Genomic DNA, 19241 nt, shown 5'->3' with positions numbered 1-19241 from the left:
GGTATTTTAAAGTCCCAAAAGCCTTTCGACCCCAATTATTTACTCGCTACCCCTTGACAGATCAAGACAGTATCTACCTGATTTGGGGTAATCCACCGGACATGATATAATTCTTACTTCTTTTATATAGTATTACTCGGAAATCTCTGCTTCAAGACAGGCATTACCGGACAAGGTTTTTGCTCCTGTAAATTCTCTGGTTTGTTCCAAGTAAAAGGCCCTTTTTTCTCCGCCGCCATCCACAACAAGCTTTTTGCTCGCGTCATCGCCACATACAGCAGTCGAAACTCTTCTGCTGTTTTCAAATAACCGGCTTGTTCCCAGGCTTCGCCTAGATTTGGTAAAGGATATTTTTCGTGCAAACTTGCTCGAATTTGTGCTCTCGCTACCTCTGCTAAAGTGAAATCTCCTAAAAATCGGGTTTGCGGCAAAACTCGCAAATTTCCGGGGATGGTTTGTTCGTGCAGAAACGGCAAAAATACGCAATCCCAATCTAATCCCTTAGCTTTGTGCATGGTAATAATGGTTAGTTGACCTTTGCTGGTATAACGTTCTTCTATTTTGTCGTCTGCATCCACAGGTTCAAATCTTTCGGAACTGACAATTTCGCTAAGTACGCCCAAAATATTGTGCATTGAATTGTTACCGGCTGTTTGGATTGCTACCCGTTCTGCTAATTTGTCGGCGGTGGCTAATTCTGTTTGGTCGTATTGCAGCGCTAAGGCTAAGAATGAAATGATTTGGTAGGGTGGCAGTTCTAAGCTAGCTTGCAGCAAACCGCAGCAAAAATAGCGACATTTGCGAACGGGGTCTGACTGCTGCGGGTCTAGGGGGCCTGGGTAAAGGAATTGTTCGGGGCTGGTAGCAAAAGCATTGTAGTCTTGTTTGGGGATGAGTTGTCGATCGCTCAAAATCTTTAATGCTGCTTTCAGGTAGTCTGGAGAGTGGGGGCGATCGAGAAATTGCAGCAGTGTTAAGATTTCCCAAGGTACTTGAGAATGTCTGTCCCGTTCTCCGACATCCTCAATTTTAATCCCGTATTTACGCAAATCAAAGCTTAATCCGTGTTTTTGAGGATTTTCTAGCACTTCTTTGATAAACTTACCTTGTTTGTTTTCCCGCACCAAAATAGCCATCGATTTCAGATTTTCTAACGGCAATTTTGCACTATTTTCCCCTCCGCTCGCTTCTTCGCCTGAATCGATAGCTTTTTCAGTTTTTGTAAATTCAAAATCGGCTGGTAAAAATTCTTCTACTAACTCAATTACCCGCTTGCCAATCAACTCAACTGTATGGTAAATATCGCGGGGAGTATGCAATTCTAAGCCTCGACCAATGGGAGCAGGATTTGCATTTTGCTGCGGGTCATCGCTGGGTACGGGCTTAATAGTTTGGTCGCGAAAAGGCTTTTCATTTTTCGCTAATTCCGAGCCATTTACCCATTGCAACATAAAGTTAGCCGCATCGATAATTACCTGGGTGCTGCGGCCTGCGCCGTCCATTGTCGCTAACTTATTCTCTACTTCGCACTCATCACAAAATTGGTTAAAATAAATCGGGTCGGCGGGAGTGAAAGTAGAATTAATCGCTTGATTTGGGTCGCCAACTCTGATAAAATTGGGAGGTAAAGTAGGACGATCGGGATCGATCGCCAATGTTTCCAAAAGCCGAGTCTGCAAAGGTGTAGAATCCTGCGCTTCGTCCTCAAAAACGGCAAATACTTGCTTTTGCTCGATCGCCCTCGCCTTCGGATTGTCCAACACCCGCAAAGCTGCTAAAATCATCTCGTCGTAATCGATGAATTCCCGACTCCTCAACAAAGCCTGATATTTTTGATATAAACCCCCAGCTACCGCTAAAATCTCATAACCGTCCCCAGTATCAAGAGCGCTCATTTCTAACAACTGTTCGGGAAACAAACCAGAAGATTTCGCCTCGTGAATCACAGTTTTAGCTACCTGCGGCAAAATTTCCGTCCGCAAAACCGATTGTCGCCGCAGCCTCTCCGTTTCCTCTCCGTCGAATTGCTGTCCTTCCAACAAAACTTGATATCGACGGGGATTTTCCGCAATCCAAAGTTCTACACAGGTGCGAATTAATCGGTGACTTTGAGTGGGAGTAACTAAGGTTGAATTTTCTAAATTTAAACCCGACAAATCAGGATGGCGCATCGCAATATTCAAAGCTAAACCGTGCAAAGTGTGCACGGCAAAACCGCCTTGAGATAAAGACAATTCTGTCAATCTTTCCCGAATTTTAGCTTTAATATTAGCAGCAGCCGATCGCGTAAATGTCACGACAATTAACTGGCGGCGGCTGTGAAGCTGGTTGCGGGCGATCGCAATTGCCGACGCAGCAGCCATTCCCGTAGACTTCCCGGCCCCCGGAACCGCTGAAACAGCAAGGGGGCCGCCTTGCCAATCCGCCATGTCCTGCTGGCCCGCACGCAAGCTTTCGCGAATTTTAAGGCAAGCTTGTTCTCGCAAAACTGCCGCAGAGTCTAACCCAGAGGAAATGTTGCCAGGGCGATCGATCTGGGTTGTCGATCGCATAAAATCAGAATCAAATTCATCAGTCATTATTACATCCGCGTTTATCTGCGTTCATCTGCGGTTAAAAATAAAAAAATCTGCAACCTCTACCGTTTCCATTTCGGTATCGGCTAAACTAACGCTATCTATTCGAGCTTAAATTAAAACCAGCATAAAATTCAATACCCAAGCCTTTTTTAGAGGAGTCACCCAAATGAAAACTCACCTCAAAATCAATTCCCCCCCGCCCAAGCCAAACCCAAACCCAGCCAACAACAGCACAACTCGTTTTGCTGTTGCGGTATTCTTAACTTTATCTTCAACAATTGCTTTGCCTAGCTGCGGAGGAGCTCAAACGTCCAGCAGCCCTGAAAACCAAGTTGCCGCATCGGCTCCACAATCGGCACCAGCACCGGAGCCAGTAGCCCAAAGGTCAAAAACTTCTGGTGCATCAAAAAAAGCAGCAGAAACTCCCGCAACCCGTCCCCAACTGATTAAAAAAGCCCAACTCAGTGTAGTTGTCAAATCTATTGACGCTAGCACTAAATCTGTTACTAATATTGTCGAAACACAGCAAGGCGATATCTTGGGTTTCCAAAATCAAAAGCCTCCGGATTCCAGTGTCCGCCAAACGGCGTCTGTGGAGATTCGCGTGCCTCAAGAACGGTTAGAAACTACTTTAAATGCTTTAGCAAAACTCGGAAATGTAGAGAACCGCTCTCTGATGGCTGAGGATGTTACCGATCAATTAGTTGACAACGAGGCTAGACTGCGGAACCTCCGCAAATCGGAGGAAATGGTGTTAAAAATTATGGAGCGATCGGGCTCTGTCGGCGATGTGCTCAAAGCTGCTCAAGAGTTGAGCAATATTCGGGAGTCGATCGAACGCATTGACGCTCAGTTAAAAAGTTTGCGAAATCAAGTAGCCTATTCGACTATTAGCTTAACTCTAGAAGCAGCAGTATCGGCTCAACAAACTCAGGAACCTTCTCTAGGTTTGCGGGTACAGGAAACTTGGGGGAAAGCGACTCATTCTGTGGGTGAATTGACGCTCGGTTTGTTTGGTTTGGGTATTTGGCTGTTGGCTTACAGTCCTTATTTGCTGTTAATCGGGGCTGCGGTTTACGGCTTTAATCGATTTAAGAAACAGCATTCTGTTCCGCAAATTCAAGAACCGAAACCGCCTCAGTAGTCATTAGTCAGTAGTCATTAGTCAGTAGTCAGTAGTCATTAGTCAGTAGTCATTCCACCCACGTAAAATTTATGTATTGTGGAACGGCCGGAGAACCCGTTCTTAAAACCAACGACAAATAACAACTGACCACTGACAAATAACAACTAACAACTGACAACTAACAACTGACAACTGACTAATCATCAATTTGCCATCCATCTTTGGTATAGTCTTCATCCACAATCTTTTTGGGCCGCATCACCAGCACAACTCGCCCCAATAGCGAAAAATTCGGGGATTGTTCAAACCAGTGCAGTTCTAAATTGCCCCCGTTATCTGCGAGGAAATAACTCTCAGCATCCCACTGTCTTTGGGCTCGATCGGCAATAATCAAAACTTCTTCTACTTTGCCTTGCAGCGGTACCGGCAATTTATCGCTCATTTCCAAAACAGCCACCGGATCTTCAGCGTTCAAAATTACCTGCCATCCGGGAATCGCCACCCAAGCTCCGGCTCCAGAAAATTTTACCATTCGGAACGGCTCGATTTCCTCCGGCAAAGGCACTGCCAGCAAATCTGTCGTAGAAAGCGGCAATTTGCCCACAACCGGGACAACGCGCGGCAATTGTTCTTCGGTATCGAGCCTGTAGACAGGCAGGCGGGGTGCTTCCCGTCTCGCAACTACGGTAAAATCGACGAGCAACTGCTCGATTTGCGCCCTAGCGGTTTGGCTGCTAGCTAATTTTAAACCGCGAGCAATTAAGCGCGATCGCTCTTGCAAATCGCTTTTCTGTCTCGCTAATTGCCAGCATTGGTAAGCCATAGCATCGCCGGGAGTGTCTGTGAAACCTTGGGGGAGACTCCCGAAGTGCGAAAACTCCTTGATCGCTTTAGCAACTTGGCGAGCATCGTCAACATCCAAATTGTGGGTTAGCATCAAAGCAGCCGCCCCGGCCCGCTCTACTTGAGAGAGAATCCGAAACTCGTATAAGATATCGCTACCTTTTTTCAAGAAGTGCGATCGAACTTCCTCTGAAGCCCCAGCATTTACCATGCTGGTGTAAACTTGGGCTGCGACGCTTACTTGATTTTGCTGAATTGGCTCAAAACCAGTTTCTTCAAAAATCCTTTGAGAGTTGTAGCCAGCTTTTAGCAGTGCAGTGCAGGCCTGTCCCCACTCTACCCAAGTGCCTTCTTTGCGGCGGAGCGATCGAATTAACTTTTCGGCATCCACAGCATTGGTGGAGGGTGCAGATGCAGGAGGGGAGGAATCTTGCGGTGTATCAGTCATAATTGAATCAAAAACTCAGGCTAAGTTATGTGTAATTGGATACCGGCAAGGCTCGTGTCGCGGCAGAGCGATAGATTAATAGTAAGTGAGTTATGAGACTATTGTTACAGAATAGTTGCTCGCCTAAATTTACAAAGGGGAGTTTATCGTATTGTTATGGATAATGCCATTTCAGAGCTAGATCAAATTAAACGCCAGCTCATGACCCTACACAGACCGAAAAAGCCCAAAATGCTGGTAGTAGACGACGAGCCAGACAATCTGGATTTACTCTACCGCACTTTCCGACGAGATTTTAACGTGCTCAAAGCTGAGAGCGGAATTCGCGCCTTGGAAGTCCTCGGCATCGAAGGCGAGGTCGCCGTCATCATTTCCGACCAGCGGATGCCCGAAATGAAGGGAACGGAGTTTTTGAGCAAAACCGTGCCCCAGTTTCCGAATACGGTCAGAATTATCTTGACTGGTTTTACGGATATTGAAGACTTGGTGGATGCCATTAACTCAGGACAGGTTTACAAGTATATCACCAAGCCTTGGGACCCGAACGAACTGAAGATGGTGGTGCAAAAGGCGGCCGAGACTTATGAAATTCTCAAGCAGCGGACTGAGGAATTGGATCGCGCCCAAACTCAAATACAACTGTTAGCAACAATCATGCAAACGGCTGTGGATTATCCGAGTTTGGAAGCAAGTTTAGATCCAATTGCTACTGCTATAAGTGATAATTTTTTGGCGGACGCTTGCATTTTGCAACTGGTGGAAGGAAATGTTTTAATATCAGCCCAAGGCAGTCACACCACTGGTTCAACTGTGGAAAATTGGCTGGCCGACGATCCTCTGGTTCGAGAAGCAATTACCTCTCAAACTATTCAGGGTGCTGTGAATATTGGGCTCGACACCAACCTAGCGAGTTTGCCGCACTATCAGAAATCCGGCATTCAAGCTCACCTGACCATCCCGGTGAGTCACAAAGGTCGATCGATCGCCCTGATTTCCATGCAGTGGAAGCAACCTTGTTCCCTGCGCCCCGACGAACTCACAACAGTTCACCTCGCCGCTCAAGAAGTTGCTTTGGTATTGACGAGTTTTAAGGGTCATTAGTCATCAGTCAGTCGATTTTAGATTTTAGATTTTAGATTTTAGATTTACTTGCAGCGCAGTGAATCTTGGATCTTGAACAAAAGTCTAAAATTTTGGAATCTCCACGACGATTGTCGGGAGCTTGTACCTGTTTTTGGGCGGGGTCATCAGTCATTAGTTGTCAGTCATTAGTTATTAGCCGGCTCTCTGTCTTGAGTTTAAAATAATAGCAAACGAAGGATTCAAGACAAAATCTCGCGGATAGCTAATAATAAAAAGCATTAATGACTGGCGACAGCATGACATGAATGCACGGATTAATTATTAGTTCCGGCTGACCAATCACCTTTTCCCAAATCACCTTTTCACCTCCGCAATGACAAATTGCCAATGACTAATAACGCCGAACAAATTAAAACTATATTTAATCGAATTGCACCAGTTTACAACCAATTGAACGACTGGTTGAGCTTTGGGCAACACCGGATTTGGAAGCAAATGGCGGTGAAATGGAGCAGTGCGGGCCCCGGAAATACTTGTTTAGACTTGTGCTGCGGTAGCGGGGATCTAGCTTTGTTGCTGGCTAAACAAGCAGGGCCGACCGGTTGCGTATTTGGAGTAGATTTTTCTGCCGAACAATTAGCCGTGGCGGCCAGGCGCGATCGACCTTTTCTCACCCCTATAAGTCCCATTTCCTGGGTAGAAGCTGACGCCCTAGACTTGCCTTTTGCTGACAATTACTTCGACTGCGCCACAATGGGTTACGGGCTGCGTAACGTGACTGACATCCCCCGCAGTCTTCAGGAATTGCACCGCGTGCTCAAACCCGGTGCCAAAGCAGCTATTCTCGACCTCCACCGCCCCAGCAATTCCCTAATGCGGAGCTTTCAGCAGTTTTATCTAGACTCTCTCGTAGTGCCCATTGCTCAGCAATTTGGCATGACTCAAGAATATGCCTACATTAATCCTAGTTTAGAAAAATTCCCGATCGGCCAGGAGCAAGTCGCGATCGCCAACAAAGCCGGATTTGCCGCCGCCACCCACTATCCTATTGCTGGAGCTATGATGGGAGTATTGGTATTAGTCCGTTGACTGTTGTCAGTTGTCACTTGTCAGTTGTCAACAGTTAACAGTTAACAGTCAACAATCAACAATTCCCAATTCCCAATTATTGATGAATCCGTCTGACATTTGGCTGTTGTTGGCCCCACCTGTAGTGGGAGGAATTATTGGCTATTTCACTAACGATATAGCTATCAAAATGCTGTTCCGCCCCTATCGAGCTATTTACATCAAAGGGCGGAAGTTGCCTTTCACTCCAGGCTTGATCCCCCGCAACCAAGAGCGCTTGGCAAAGCGAATTTCCGACACAATTATGGGTTCGCTGCTGACGCCACAGGAACTGCAAAACTTAGCGCGCCGCCTCCTGCAAACCGAGCGGATGCAGTCGGTGATTCTCTGGTTGTTGCAGTTGGCGCTGGATCAGGTAAAAGCAGACGCAGAGCAAAAAACGGCTAAAATTCTCGCTAACATTCTGCGAGATTTGCTGGGGGAATCTGTGCCGCGAATTCTCAAAGTTTTGGCGCGCCGGGAAGATTTTTTAGAAGCTCAGCTTAATCAAATTTTCGATCAAGTTTTGCTGGAGATTCAGCTAACGGAAGCTCAGGCAGCTCAGCTTGCTGAGTGGTTGTTGCAGGTAGTAATACCCCCGGAAGTGCTGCGGCAGGCTTTAATTGACTTTTTGACGGATCGCAATATTTCGATCATCGATGAAGGGTTTCGAGAAAAAACCAGCGGCACTTATTGGGTAGTAGCAAATTTGTTTGGTTTGCGGAACACTTTAACTCGGCTGCGGACTTTTTGTCTGGATGACAGAGAAGCCACAAATCAGCGCTTAGCAGAGTTAACTATTTCTTTAGGAATTCGCGGGCGAATTCAGGAATGGCTGCAAAATTTGTCGATGCAAAATTTACCGGTTTCGACTGTGAGACAGTTGCGAAAAACTATGCGCGACAGTGTTCGCAGCTATGTTCAGCAGCGGGGTACAGACGTACTTGAGGGGTTGAGTAAATCTATTGACTGGGAAAATATTTCGCGGTTGATTCTCAATCGCTTGCAAACTTCAGCGGTGATGAGCGCTTCCCTCGGAATTGTCAGCAAAGAACTGGCTTTGGTTTTAGAGCGTTATTTAGAGCGGGATTTAGAAAATATTGTAGCTCAGGCTATCCCGATTTTGAATATTGACCAGGTGATTGTCGATCGAGTCAAAGGTACTTCTCCTGAAGAGTTGGAGTTAGCTATTCAGGGAATTGTCCAAAGCGAGTTGCAGGGAATTGTAAATTTAGGAGGGATTTTGGGTGTTTTTGTCGGCTGTTTGCAGACAGTTGTGATTTGGATTCAGCGGTGATTTGTTTCGACAGGTGTGAGCTCTTTGTTGTAGTCTAATATTCACTCTCTCTGGCGCACCCAGTACCAAAAACCCGGTTTTTCGCTAGTATTTGCTACCTAAGCCAGAGGATTTTTGGTAGAAACCCGGTTTTTGTGGCCCAATCCTAATTTACTTATTTTCTAAATCTATGCCAGCCCCCAATTCGGACGATCGCACATACATCCCAAAAAACCCCCGCAACCTCAGCCGCCAACAATACGAGCGTTTAACCGCAGAAATGGCCACTCCCTATCGGCCTCTGCGACAGTTTGTTTACGTAGCTTGTGGCGCTTCGGGCTTTATCGGCGGCTTGGTTTTCCTCGCTAAAATTGCCTCTGGCCGGGAAATTGGTTCTGCTTTGCCTAATTTTGCCCTCCAAGTCGGAGTTGTGGCCCTGATGGTGTTCCTGTTTCGCTGGGAACAGCGCGCCGAGGGCCGATCCCCGAAGTCGAAGTAACAAAAATTTACAAATCGAGACAAAAATCTATCTGAGGCAAGGAAAAGTTATAAATATAAAGAAATTATTATGAAATCGTGGTTTCCCAGCGATCCCTGTAATACTAAGAATGTGGCTTTAATTGGGGTCAGCAAATTTAAAGGCCCTAATCATAAACCGCTTGTCATTCGTTCAATTGGGGTCAGCTTTCATAAAGACCCTAAATATATAAAATAAATTTAAGCCCAGCGCCAGCCTTCACTGATAGAAGAGCTGGCGTTAGGCATTTTGCTAGGAGCAGGAAATTGGTAGATGTGTCACAGTCGAATTAGAAAAAGATTTTGGGAGATTTTACTATGAGCAAGTCATTTTTCAAAGGGCGGTGGACACTATTTTTAGCCGCAGGCGCGGGAATTGTATTTTACAGCAATGCTGCGGCGGCTGCCGAAAAGGTAGTGCTCAAATACAGTGCGATCCGAATGACTTTACCCGTCAGCGAATTAGAAATTTTTGCAGAAACTGGGAAAATGTCGCCCGCGTTAGAAATGCTGCTGGGAAAAGCAAAAAAAGACCCCGAAGCGGTTCGCAACAGTCTGACGAGACCAGTAAAAGTCAGTCAAAGCTTTTTGGATCGGACGCTTAACAGTAAGGTTGGGGAAATAATTCTTGATGAGGTGGGTCAGGTAATTCGCACTCCTTCTGGGAATGCCAATCGAGAAGCTTTGAGATCTGCCTTGGTGCTGTCTGCAACTAATGATAACGAGATTACAATGCTGGAAGCGATGAAGAATTATCCTACTCCAGAAGTTTATGTTGAGGGCGATCGCTTAGTTGAAGCTTACGGCAAACTTGTAGCTTTGTCAGAACAATTGGGCGGCGTTTCCGAACGGCTGCAAGACATTTTGAACAAGATTCGTCTGCCTCGATTGTAGTGGATTTGGTCAAGGACGGTTGATTGCTTGGAGCGATCGCAGAATATTCCTGAACCTGCATCTACAGGGGAGTTACCTTTTTTTGTACAAAATTTGCCTAATTTTGACACGAGTTAAAAACCAAATCTAACTGCCGGCCAGCTTCAAACCAGACGGGAATCAGTCATTCCTAATTCTAAAATCTAAAATCATATAACTTCGCTGTCAAATCTATCTCAGGATAGATGTTAGAGAGTTTACGAAAAGTTGCTCCTGAAGTATAGCAATCCTCAATGATTTGTGAGAAACAACCATAGTTAAAAAGCTTGGGAAAATCAAATATTTGGAGATGAGTGACTAATTTAAATAGGGCTTGCTGGGCGTTGCTTAATTAGGGTATGAAAAAAATAAGTTGAAAAGGCCGAAGCTTTGTGGATACTGGTTTCTATGACTGGCATATTTAGCCTTTCATACCGTAAATCAGCAACGCCGAGAAATACTGTCCCCTGCAATTTGATGCCCGAAGTTCCGATCGACACTCACTCTCGACACTCACTATCGGCACTCACTTAGCATATTGGAGGGGATGCCAGCAGAATTGGGCTATAAAATTCACAAACCGTGACAATATTTGGTTTTAGGGTACTCAATAAGCCAAAGTTTCTAAAGTTTCCCGCAGATAGGAACGAACCTGCTGATCGATGGTGGCATTTTGCTGCTGACGCTCAAAATTGAGTTCTAGCTGCCAGCGTTGAAATCCTGAACTTGCGCCGATCGCGGATTTGAGACTGCCCCAGATTTCAGAATCTTCGCACAGCTCGATCGGCTCGGCGGCTTGAGGTTCTTGTGCGATCGGTAGATAATTCGCCATATTGTTATACCTCTGTTTTAATCCCCTGTAAGGATTGAAAGCTGACCTTGACACTCTCTATTATAGATTCTTCTCTCCAAAGAGCCAACCTAAAATCTCCACAACTTGCAATTAAAAATTAAATATTAAGACTATTAATAATCTCTATCAGAAGAGGGGCCTTACCTATTTTTTTCACAGCATACATCTGTACAAATTAAAGTAGCTTAAACTACAATTGTCCCCCTATTAATTTTTTATTTCACTTTTTTTCGATCGACTCTTCGGGTAGGGATGTAACGCCGTTGGTGTCAGCAGGCTTTGGGTTGACAACACTGCCGGCTGACGAATTGCCTATGCCGGATGCTGGCCCAATTGACTCAACAGGTGCAGCCACAGCGGCAGTTGTCTCGGCTGCCAAAGCCGGCAAAAGTCGATCGACTTGCCAAGGTGCGATCGTAAAATCCTGCCTAATTTTTTCTACAACATGAGGCTTTGTCGCTGCAAATTCTGATTCCGGCGTCAGCAAAACCGCCATGACACTAGCCGACACCTGCAAAAACAAATTGCTAGCTAAAAAAGCAGCAACTGCCAACAACAATCCAGCCACTCGCCAGGAAGGAGGAAAGGGAGCAACCGTTGCCGCGAGGGGAGCCAATCGGTAGAGTTGCCACAAAATTATTGCCAGCAAAACAGCGATAAAAAGAGCGATTCCTTGATTTAACTTAGTTTTAAACCGAGTCAGAAGCCGGTGCTGCACAGAAGTTAAATTCTGCGGTTTCACCGCCACAACTAAAATACTAAAAATGTAAAAAGGGCGGAACCACTGCATCCACAGCACAGGAACAATACCTGCTACAGCCACTAAAAACATTTCTAACCAGACAGGGAGCACGGGAGAACCCACTGCGAGTCCCAGTAAGCACACTCCTAGGAATATCGGCAGTGCAGCCGCCCCAGAAAGATGAATCCACAAGAAAGGATCTGACCAAAAAGAACGCACTTTAAATAATTATGAGTTTTGAATTAGGAGTTTTGAATCTTGGATTTTGAGATTTTGGGATGCACTCTTGACTCTGAAATCCGATGCCAGGAGTAAATATTTAGCTATCAAACCGAGGACTTACAAGCAGAAATCTGGTTTATTTCGGTAATTCTTATTTGAGGGAGCGAATTTTAAATTTTAAGCAAGGGTAAAGACGATTAGGAAGTTCTTAATTCCTTCTTCCTTCTTCTTTCTGTCAACTGTCAACTGTCAACTGTCAACTGTCAACTGTCAGATGAGTTTGGGAGTATTGAGTGAAGAGAATAGTTGCGAGCGATCGGCAATTTGGTTGCGATCGCTCAAAAATTCTCTTCCCTCTCAACACTCACAACTCAAAACTATTGAGAGAGAGTCCGGCGTTTAGTAACCATCCGGTAGGCTTCAATCATATCGCCATCCGCCCAGTCGCTAAACCCGCTCAAAGAAATGCCGCATTCAAAGCCAGAATTGACTTCCTTGGCATCTTCCTTCATCCGTTTTAGGGAGTCGAGGACACCTTCATAAACGACATTGTTGCCCCGGCGCACCCGCACCTTACAGTTACGGATGACTTTGCCAGAGAGTACCATACATCCAGCCACAGCCCCGCGACCGATCGCAAAGACAGCGCGCACTTCGACTTGACCCAAAGGTTCTTCCACCAATTCGGGTTCCAGCAGGCCTTCCATCGCCCCTTGAATGTCATCCAAGAGGTTGTAGATGATGCTGTATTCCCGCACGTCTACGCCAGCTTGGTCAGCCGCGAGGCGAGCGTCGGTGGCCAGAGTAGTATTGAACCCGATAATTACAGCATTACTGGCGGCAGCGAGGTCAATATCCGTTTCTGTAATTTCCCCAGGAGCAGATAGCAGCAGTCGCAGTTGAACTTCTTTTTGAGGAAGTTGAGTCAGAGCGCCGACAATTGCTTCGAGGGAGCCTTGGACATCTGCCTTCAAGATCAAGTTGAGTTCCTTGAGAACGCCTTCCTTAGCTTGTTGAGAGAAGCCGCTGAGGCTGATCCGGCCGCCTTGCAGCAGGCGTGAATCTCGTCTGGAGGTAGCTCTTCCGCTTGCGATCGCCGCAGCTTCTTTTTCGTTTGCGAAGACATCAAACTCGTCTCCGGCGCGAGGAACTTCCCGCAGCCCTAGCACTTCCACCGCGAAGGATGGAGTTGCGTGTTCTACGCGATCGCCCCGGTCATCGATCATGGCGCGCACCTTGCCCAAAGCCGAGCCTGCGACCACAATATCGCCCACTCGCAGAGTGCCGTTCTGCACCAGCAGAGTTGCCACCGGCCCCCTTGCCTTGTCGAGGTGAGCTTCAATCACAGTACCCTTAGCCGGTCGGTGGGGGTTGGCGTTGAGGTCTTCCATTTCCGCCACTGTCAGAATCATTTCCAACAGAGTATCCAGGTTTTCGCCTCGGATCGCGCTGACTGGAACCATCGTGATATCGCCGCCCCAGTCATCTGCGACCAAGCCGTACTCAGTAAGCTCTTGCTTCACCCGTTCCGGCTGAGCACCCTCCTTGTCAACTTTATTGATAGCCACGACAATTGGCACTTTCGCCGCTTTCGCGTGGCTGATCGCTTCAATTGTCTGGGGTCGCACGCCGTCGTCCGCCGCCACCACCAAGATGGCGATGTCCGTAACCCGTGTTCCCCTAGCCCGCATCGCTGTAAAGGCTTCGTGACCGGGCGTATCCAAAAATACCACCTGCTGGCTCTTGCCTTCGTGTACCACATCCACGTGGTAAGCACCGATGTGCTGGGTAATGCCCCCAGCTTCTCCCTGAGCCACCTTGGTTTTGCGGATCGAGTCGAGCAAGGTAGTTTTACCGTGATCCACGTGACCCATAATCGTGACTACTGGGGGACGGCGTTCGAGGTATTCCAAATCCGCTTCGTCCAGCATCTCGATCACTTTGATAGCTGGGGCTACTTTTTCTGGGGTTTCCACCTCTACGCCCATTTCTTCGGCTACCATCCTCACCGCTGGAATGTCCAGGGTTTCGGTAATATTTACCGCAATTCCTTTAGAGAAAAGCCGCTTAATAATTTCGGTTTCGGGAACAGCCAGAGTAACTGCTAGTTCTTGAACGGTCATCGGCCTGCTCAGCAGCAGCTTTTCTGGACGTTCTACCTTAGCTTCGGCTGTTTTGCCCCGGTTGCCGCGTCCCCCGCTCGAACCTGAAGAACTTTTATCGTGAGAAGGGCCTGGTCTCTTATTTTTTCCGCTGCTTCCGGGTGCGCCCGGAGTTGGTGTTGACTTGGGTGCTGCTTGTCCCTTCGCTTTCGCTGGGCGGGCTAGGGACAGGCTGACCGTGACTGGTGCTGGCAGATCCAAGCCGTTTTCTAAGTCATCGTCATCCTCGTCTATGGGTTTGAGGCGAGAACGTTTTGCCTTAACAGCTTTGGCAGCTTTTGCAGCATCTGAGTTTTCGTCATCATCTTCTTCCCAAATGACCGATGTCTTTTTGGCAGGACGAGGGAGGGAGGGCCTTTCGAGGAGAGGAATCTCCAGCAACGGCGTATTATCTTCTTCATTGTCATCAGTGTCATCCCCTAGCGCTCCGGTGTCACCGCCGCGGCTACGCAGCCCGGTAGCTGACGTTGCGGGGGCAAGGCTCCGGCGCGGGCCACCGGGCTGGGGTCGAGCGGCCAGTGGAGTTTTGACTGGCCCACCAGCGCCTTCCCGGCGCGGTCTTTGCGCGTCGCGAGATTCGGTACCTCCCGGTGCAGGTCTGCTGGGGCGGCTCGGTTTAGCCGGCGCTTCCAGAGTTTCTGACTGTCCTGATTGCTCTTGCTCGGTTTTTGCAAGTTTGAGTACCGGCTTGTTTCCCAGATTTTGTGGGGTACGGCTAGCGGACTCGGACGCCCCTCTGACTGGCGGCGACGTGAGTTTTGCCGACGGCGCAGGGGGGGCGATCGGCGGTTGCTTGGTGCGTTCGGGAGCCTTTTCCGACGGCGGTTGAGGTGCCGCAGGTGCCTGAGCCTGGGCGGTTGTTTCCGGGGCGATCGCACCTACAGTTTCCGAAACTGTTTCTGACACTGTTTCCGACACTATTTCTGACGGAGCCGCCGACACAGCGACATTTGGCTTCGACAGTACAGGTCGATTGATATTCGGTTTAGCTGGAGGCTGGAGTTGTTGAGCTGCAGGCGACTTGGGAGGAGTTGCCACGGTTGCCGCCGGCTGGTTTTTGTTCTCCTCGTTCCCTGCAGGCTGGGAGGAGGCACCAGCCGGACGTACTTTTGGACTGCGTATTTCTAAAATTTGCTGCTTTTTTTGTTGGTCGTTAGGGTGAGGGCCAGATTCTCTCGATGGCGCTGCTGCTCTTTCGGGTGGAGCTGGCTTGCCGGGGGAAGAGTGGCTACTGGCTACGTATTTTTCCGCCGTTTTGCGAATGCGCTCTGCTTCGGATTCTGTAATTGTGCTGCTGTGGCTCTTGACTGAAATATTGAGCCGCTCGCATACTGCCAAGATGTCTTTATTATCCAAATTTAGTTCCCGTGATAATTCGTAAATTCTTACTTTGCCGTTGTTCATCCACTCTGCCCTCTTTTGTGCCAACCAGTTTTTACATTGTGATTTTTTGTGCTAATGACGACATCATTCGGTGTGATTGATTCAGTGTCAGGAATCGGGGTTTTGGTACTCGCTCAGCAATTTTATCTAGAAGATGCAACTCGCTGAAGTCTGCGGTTGAAGAATTCTCAAGTCTGTTTGGGAACTTGGAACTCCGAAGTCTGAGTTTTGGCAAAACCCACTCTCTCAAGCTTCAAAGTTTGCCTTTCCACCTTGAGGATACCTCTGCTAGTACCCTACCCTTATCTAATCTGACACAAATCTTTCCAGACTGGTGGGCAGATCGGATTGGGGTTTTATAGCTGGCGCTACCGGTAATTACTGGTAGGGCTGCCAAGAGGGTTTATACAGTCGATGCCGAACTATTGTCGGTTTTTCGTCCGGCTAGGCCAGAGTAAGATGTACAGTCAGATGTGGCTAAACGCTGCCAAAGTGTTTGGTACAGTTCGTCAGACACAGACGCTTTGAGCGATCGCCCAAGTCGATTTTTTTTCTGAGCTGCTTTGAGGCATTCTGCTTCCCGACAAAGGTAAGCAGAACGGCCCATGCCACGATCTAATTGTACCTGATGAGAAGGATAGAGCCTGACTACTCGCCAAAAAGCTTCCTTAGGAGCTATTTTTCGACAACTTGCACAGCACCGGTAGTTCGGTTTCATTTCTTGTCAGAGGGGGAGTAGGGGGAGAGGCAGGGCTGTTTCATTCTCGCTCCGGGGCAATCCCCCCGTGGTTGCCCCATGTCCCAAAGGCCTGTGAAATCGTCTGTGGGGGGGTAGGCATTCTTGGCACTACAAGAGTCAAAATAGCGGTTTTCCTGAGAATGAAACCGCCCTGGGGGGAGAGGAGCGAGTAGGGGACAAGTCCTCCTTGTCTCCCGAAGATAGAAAATCTTATGACAAGGAGTCAGAAGACAGAATTCAGAATTCAAAATACGCCATGCCTCAAGTCAGGGGTAAGGGTTACGGAAAAAATTTTTGGTGTTCCACGATTAAAATCGGGGGCTTTCAACCTCGATTCTCCATCCTGTCGCACAGAACCCATTCTGGATTCTGGCTGTTGAATTCTGAATTCTTCTTCGGTAAATGTCACCGTTTTTAGACAGCGGCTTCGGTTTCCTCCGTGGCGGCTGCCTCCTCTTGCTCAAATTCTGCGGTTTCCTCGTCGTAGTCGCCTGCTTCGTCTGCGTCGTAGTCGTCTGCTAGTTCTTCGAGCCTAGTTGCTTCTGCTGCCAATTTGCTGTCTTCGGCAGCGCGATCGTACTTAGCAATATCTTTGATATCGATTTTCCAACCGGTTAGGCGGGCTGCGAGGCGCACGTTCTGACCTTCTTTGCCAATGGCGAGACTCAGTTGGTCTTCAGCGACCAAAATGTGAGCTCTCCTGCCTTCTGGAGCAACTAAACGCACTTCATCTACTCTAGCGGGACTCAGAGCGTTAGCAATATAAGTTGCTGGGTCTGGAGACCAGCGGATCACGTCGATTTTTTCGCCGCGCAATTCGTTGACTACTACCTGAATCCGCGATCCCCGCGCTCCGATGCAGGCTCCTACAGGGTCTACGTCGCGATCGAGAGTATCAACTGCTATTTTAGTCCGGGGGCCGACGTGCCGGGATGGCGGATTTGCCTCCCTGGCTACGGCGACAATCCTCACCACCCCGTCTTCTATTTCTGGTACTTCGTTAGCAAACAGGTAAACCACCAAACCTGCGTCGGCTCTAGAAACAAGTAACTGCGGCCCACGAGTTGAGCCTTCGCCTACTTTTTTGAGATAAACCTTGAATGTAGCGTTTGCCCGGTAATTGTCGTTGGGCAACTGTTCGCGCTTAGGGAGTTCGGCATCTACTTCGGGCTGACCGAAGCTGCTGGTAACTGCTAAAATTACCGACTGCCTCTCAAACCTGAGCACTCTTGCTTGAAGAACGGTTTCTTCTAAATCTTTAAACTCTTCTTGAATCATTTTGCGCTGTTGGTCGCGCAGTTTTTGAGCGAGAACTTGTTTGGTCTGGATCGCTGCCATGCGACCAAATTCTTTTTGATTTGGTGTTACGTCTACGAGCACGATGCTACCCGGTTGAGCTTCCGTGGCTACTTCTTGCACTTCGGAAAGTGAGATTTCGTGATCGGGATTGATGACTTCTTCGACAATAGTTTTGTTGGCTAAAACGCGGAAACCTTCTTGTTCGGCGTCTAGTTCTACATCAAAGTTGTCGAAGTATTCTTCGCTGAAGTGATCCAGTTTTTGGGTGCGGCGGTAGCGTTCGTATCCTTTGAGCAGGGCTTCTCGCAAGGCTGCTTGGACGGCGTGTTTGGGTAAATTGCGTTCTTTGCTAATGCCTTCGACCATTTCTTTTAGTCCGGGCAGGGGAACCATTGACATATAAAACTCTCCTTTTTTGCTGTGGTAATAAGTAACTGGTAATCGGTAATTGGTACTTGGAAATTTTCGAGAAAGAGTGATGACAGAGGAGTGATGAGTTACTGAATAGGATTAAGGAAGCTAGGTGCTGTAACAATTTCTTTGTTGTTCCTATTCATCCCGCTGCTACAGATGTGATTGTTAAAAATTAACTCGCAGCCAAGCGTTTTCAGCTTGCTGCGAGGCAATCGCAAAACTCAAATCGGGCGGGCACAGGGGCACCGCCCCTACAACTCAACACTCAAAATTTCCCTTTACATCTCCTTTCCTTCGTCTAGTTCAACTTTGACAATCTGAGGGCGGGGAATTTTAACCTGTCGCCCTTTTTGATTGAGATAAACCGCTGTTTCATCCCGGCCCAGGAGTAGTCCTTTCCACTCTTTGATTCGCGAGTCCGGTTCGGTGGTTTTGGCTGTCACGGGGAAACCTTTAAAGGTAATAAATTCTCGATCGCTGCTGAGCAATCGGGATATTCCGGGACTGGAAATCTCTAGCACGTAGGCATCGGGTATGATGTCGGCTGCCTCTAACTCGGCATCGAGGGCTGTGCTCATGCGCTCGCAGTCGGCTAAACCCGTGTCTTGTTGGAGGTTGCGGATGTCTACCCGCAAGACGGGAGGATTTTGGTTGGTGTGAAACACTGCTCCCACTACTTCCAATCCCAGTGTTTCGGCAACGGGGGTAGCTAAGTCAATGATTTGTGGGATTAGGGGATGAGTCATATCGAATACTTAAGTTAAAACTCCTAAACTCGGACACGGCAAGGAAAAATTTGTTGTTGAGATTGCTTGGTTTTGAGGTGGTTTGATTAGGTGGCTGCGACTTTCGTCTTCAACTTTGGGACTTACCCAACATCCCAGCAGGGATCTCAAGCGGGGGGATTACCCCTACTAAATCAGTCCTCAACTTGCAAGTCAGACGCCCTGAGTTCTTTTCCTGCGACTAATGCAACAAAAAAAGTGGGCTTGACCCACTCCTAGGTAAAACAATTTCTTCCAAGAAGTTTGAGGACTTCTTCCGATCGAAGAGAGGCCTCAGTTCTCAGTTTAGCTCGATCGCCCGCCCGGTGACAAACCGATCGCCCTCGGCGGACTGTCCGAGGGCAGAAGGGGAGAGCTGACAGGGGGAATAAGGACGACTTCATCACCGTTTTGGAGTGGGGTGGGGCGAGGGCAAATTCCTGGTTGATACCCAAGCGGGTGCGATCGATCTGAGATGTTGCACCATTCTCGCTTAACAGGCTTTCCGGCCTGTTCCACAAGGAGTAGATTTTCTTGTGGAACAGGCCGGAAAGCCTGTTCCTAAAAAGCTTATTGACAATGGTGCAAGATGTGCGATCGCCCCTAGAACTGTTGGCGATGGTCACTCAGGCGTTCTAGGACTTGCGATACGGGAGTTTCTTTGGGAAATTCTAATTTCTCTTCGGACAAGCCCTCTGCTTCTTGATAGGCGGCCAAGAGTTTGACAGTGATGGTGATTGGTAGATTAGACATGGGCGATCGCCAGATTAACT

At 48.0% G+C, this 19241-nt stretch carries 16 protein-coding genes; 6 read left to right on the top strand and 10 right to left on the bottom strand.

The annotated features are described in order from the left end of the window. Nucleotides 1-122 precede the first annotated feature (122 nt). Nucleotides 123-2579: an ATP-dependent helicase gene (locus tag QUB16_RS24495; protein WP_333320140.1), complete on the bottom strand. Its 2457-nt coding sequence runs from the start codon at nt 2577-2579 to the stop codon at nt 123-125. A gap of 166 nt (nt 2580-2745) precedes the next feature. Here QUB16_RS24495 and QUB16_RS24490 point away from each other — a divergent pair, with 166 nt between their 5' ends. Further along, complete coding sequence (locus QUB16_RS24490) at nt 2746-3723, top strand: DUF4349 domain-containing protein (protein ID WP_333320138.1); 978 nt, start codon at nt 2746-2748, stop codon at nt 3721-3723. A 178-nt stretch (nt 3724-3901) separates the two neighbouring features. On the opposite strand, the gene QUB16_RS24485 is transcribed toward QUB16_RS24490, so the two are convergent. Then, the gene (locus QUB16_RS24485; RefSeq protein WP_333320137.1) at nt 3902-4996 is read right to left on the bottom strand and encodes a RuBisCO accumulation factor 1; all 1095 of its coding nucleotides are present in this window, start codon (nt 4994-4996) and stop codon (nt 3902-3904) included. A 156-nt stretch (nt 4997-5152) separates the two neighbouring features. Between QUB16_RS24485 and QUB16_RS24480 the strand changes: the two genes are divergently transcribed. The 5 genes from QUB16_RS24480 to QUB16_RS24460 all read left to right on the top strand — a co-directional run bounded on the left by QUB16_RS24480 (nt 5153) and on the right by QUB16_RS24460 (nt 9872). Continuing rightward, the gene (locus tag QUB16_RS24480) at nt 5153-6097 is read left to right on the top strand and encodes a response regulator (RefSeq protein WP_333320135.1); all 945 of its coding nucleotides are present in this window, start codon (nt 5153-5155) and stop codon (nt 6095-6097) included. Nucleotides 6098-6466: 369 nt separating this feature from the next. Continuing rightward, nucleotides 6467-7168 (top strand): bifunctional demethylmenaquinone methyltransferase/2-methoxy-6-polyprenyl-1,4-benzoquinol methylase UbiE, encoded by a 702-nt coding sequence (gene ubiE, locus QUB16_RS24475; protein ID WP_333320133.1) that lies wholly within the window; start codon nt 6467-6469, stop codon nt 7166-7168. 82 nt (nt 7169-7250) lie between these two features. Further along, a complete protein-coding gene (locus QUB16_RS24470; RefSeq protein WP_333320131.1) occupies nt 7251-8483 on the top strand; it encodes a DUF445 family protein in 1233 nt (410 codons plus the stop codon). A 169-nt stretch (nt 8484-8652) separates the two neighbouring features. After that, nucleotides 8653-8961: a DUF3493 domain-containing protein gene (locus tag QUB16_RS24465; RefSeq protein ID WP_333205267.1), complete on the top strand. Its 309-nt coding sequence runs from the start codon at nt 8653-8655 to the stop codon at nt 8959-8961. Between the two features lie 335 nt (nt 8962-9296). Next, nucleotides 9297-9872 (top strand): alpha/beta hydrolase, encoded by a 576-nt coding sequence (locus QUB16_RS24460; protein WP_333320129.1) that lies wholly within the window; start codon nt 9297-9299, stop codon nt 9870-9872. Nucleotides 9873-10497: 625 nt separating this feature from the next. Here QUB16_RS24460 and QUB16_RS24455 read toward each other — a convergent pair. The 8 genes from QUB16_RS24455 to QUB16_RS24420 all read right to left on the bottom strand — a co-directional run bounded on the left by QUB16_RS24455 (nt 10498) and on the right by QUB16_RS24420 (nt 19221). Continuing rightward, complete coding sequence (locus tag QUB16_RS24455) at nt 10498-10722, bottom strand: hypothetical protein (RefSeq protein WP_333152289.1); 225 nt, start codon at nt 10720-10722, stop codon at nt 10498-10500. Nucleotides 10723-10963: 241 nt separating this feature from the next. Next, on the bottom strand, nt 10964-11677 hold the full coding sequence (locus QUB16_RS24450) for a low-complexity tail membrane protein (RefSeq protein WP_333320128.1): 714 nt from the start codon (nt 11675-11677) through the stop codon (nt 10964-10966). 407 nt (nt 11678-12084) lie between these two features. After that, complete coding sequence (gene infB, locus QUB16_RS24445; RefSeq protein WP_333320126.1) at nt 12085-15273, bottom strand: translation initiation factor IF-2; 3189 nt, start codon at nt 15271-15273, stop codon at nt 12085-12087. A gap of 382 nt (nt 15274-15655) precedes the next feature. Then, the gene (locus QUB16_RS24440; protein WP_333152294.1) at nt 15656-15970 is read right to left on the bottom strand and encodes a YlxR family protein; all 315 of its coding nucleotides are present in this window, start codon (nt 15968-15970) and stop codon (nt 15656-15658) included. A 435-nt stretch (nt 15971-16405) separates the two neighbouring features. Then, nucleotides 16406-17689: a transcription termination factor NusA gene (gene nusA, locus QUB16_RS24435; protein ID WP_333320125.1), complete on the bottom strand. Its 1284-nt coding sequence runs from the start codon at nt 17687-17689 to the stop codon at nt 16406-16408. A 293-nt stretch (nt 17690-17982) separates the two neighbouring features. Next, nucleotides 17983-18450 carry a ribosome maturation factor RimP gene (rimP, locus tag QUB16_RS24430; RefSeq protein WP_333040953.1) on the bottom strand — a complete coding sequence of 156 codons (468 nt, stop codon included), beginning with the start codon at nt 18448-18450 and terminating at the stop codon, nt 17983-17985. A gap of 254 nt (nt 18451-18704) precedes the next feature. Continuing rightward, complete coding sequence (locus QUB16_RS24425; protein WP_333320123.1) at nt 18705-19094, bottom strand: hypothetical protein; 390 nt, start codon at nt 19092-19094, stop codon at nt 18705-18707. Then, nucleotides 19072-19221 (bottom strand): thiamine S protein, encoded by a 150-nt coding sequence (locus tag QUB16_RS24420; RefSeq protein ID WP_333320122.1) that lies wholly within the window; start codon nt 19219-19221, stop codon nt 19072-19074. Before QUB16_RS24420 ends, QUB16_RS24425 begins: the two co-directional genes overlap by 23 nt. Nucleotides 19222-19241: the final 20 nt, after the last annotated feature.

Source organism: Microcoleus sp. D3_18a_C4, assembly GCF_036702415.1.
Lineage (GTDB): Bacteria > Cyanobacteriota > Cyanobacteriia > Cyanobacteriales > Microcoleaceae > Microcoleus.
Note: the sequence above shows the minus strand (reverse complement) of the source record. Positions and strands in the feature narration are given on the sequence as shown.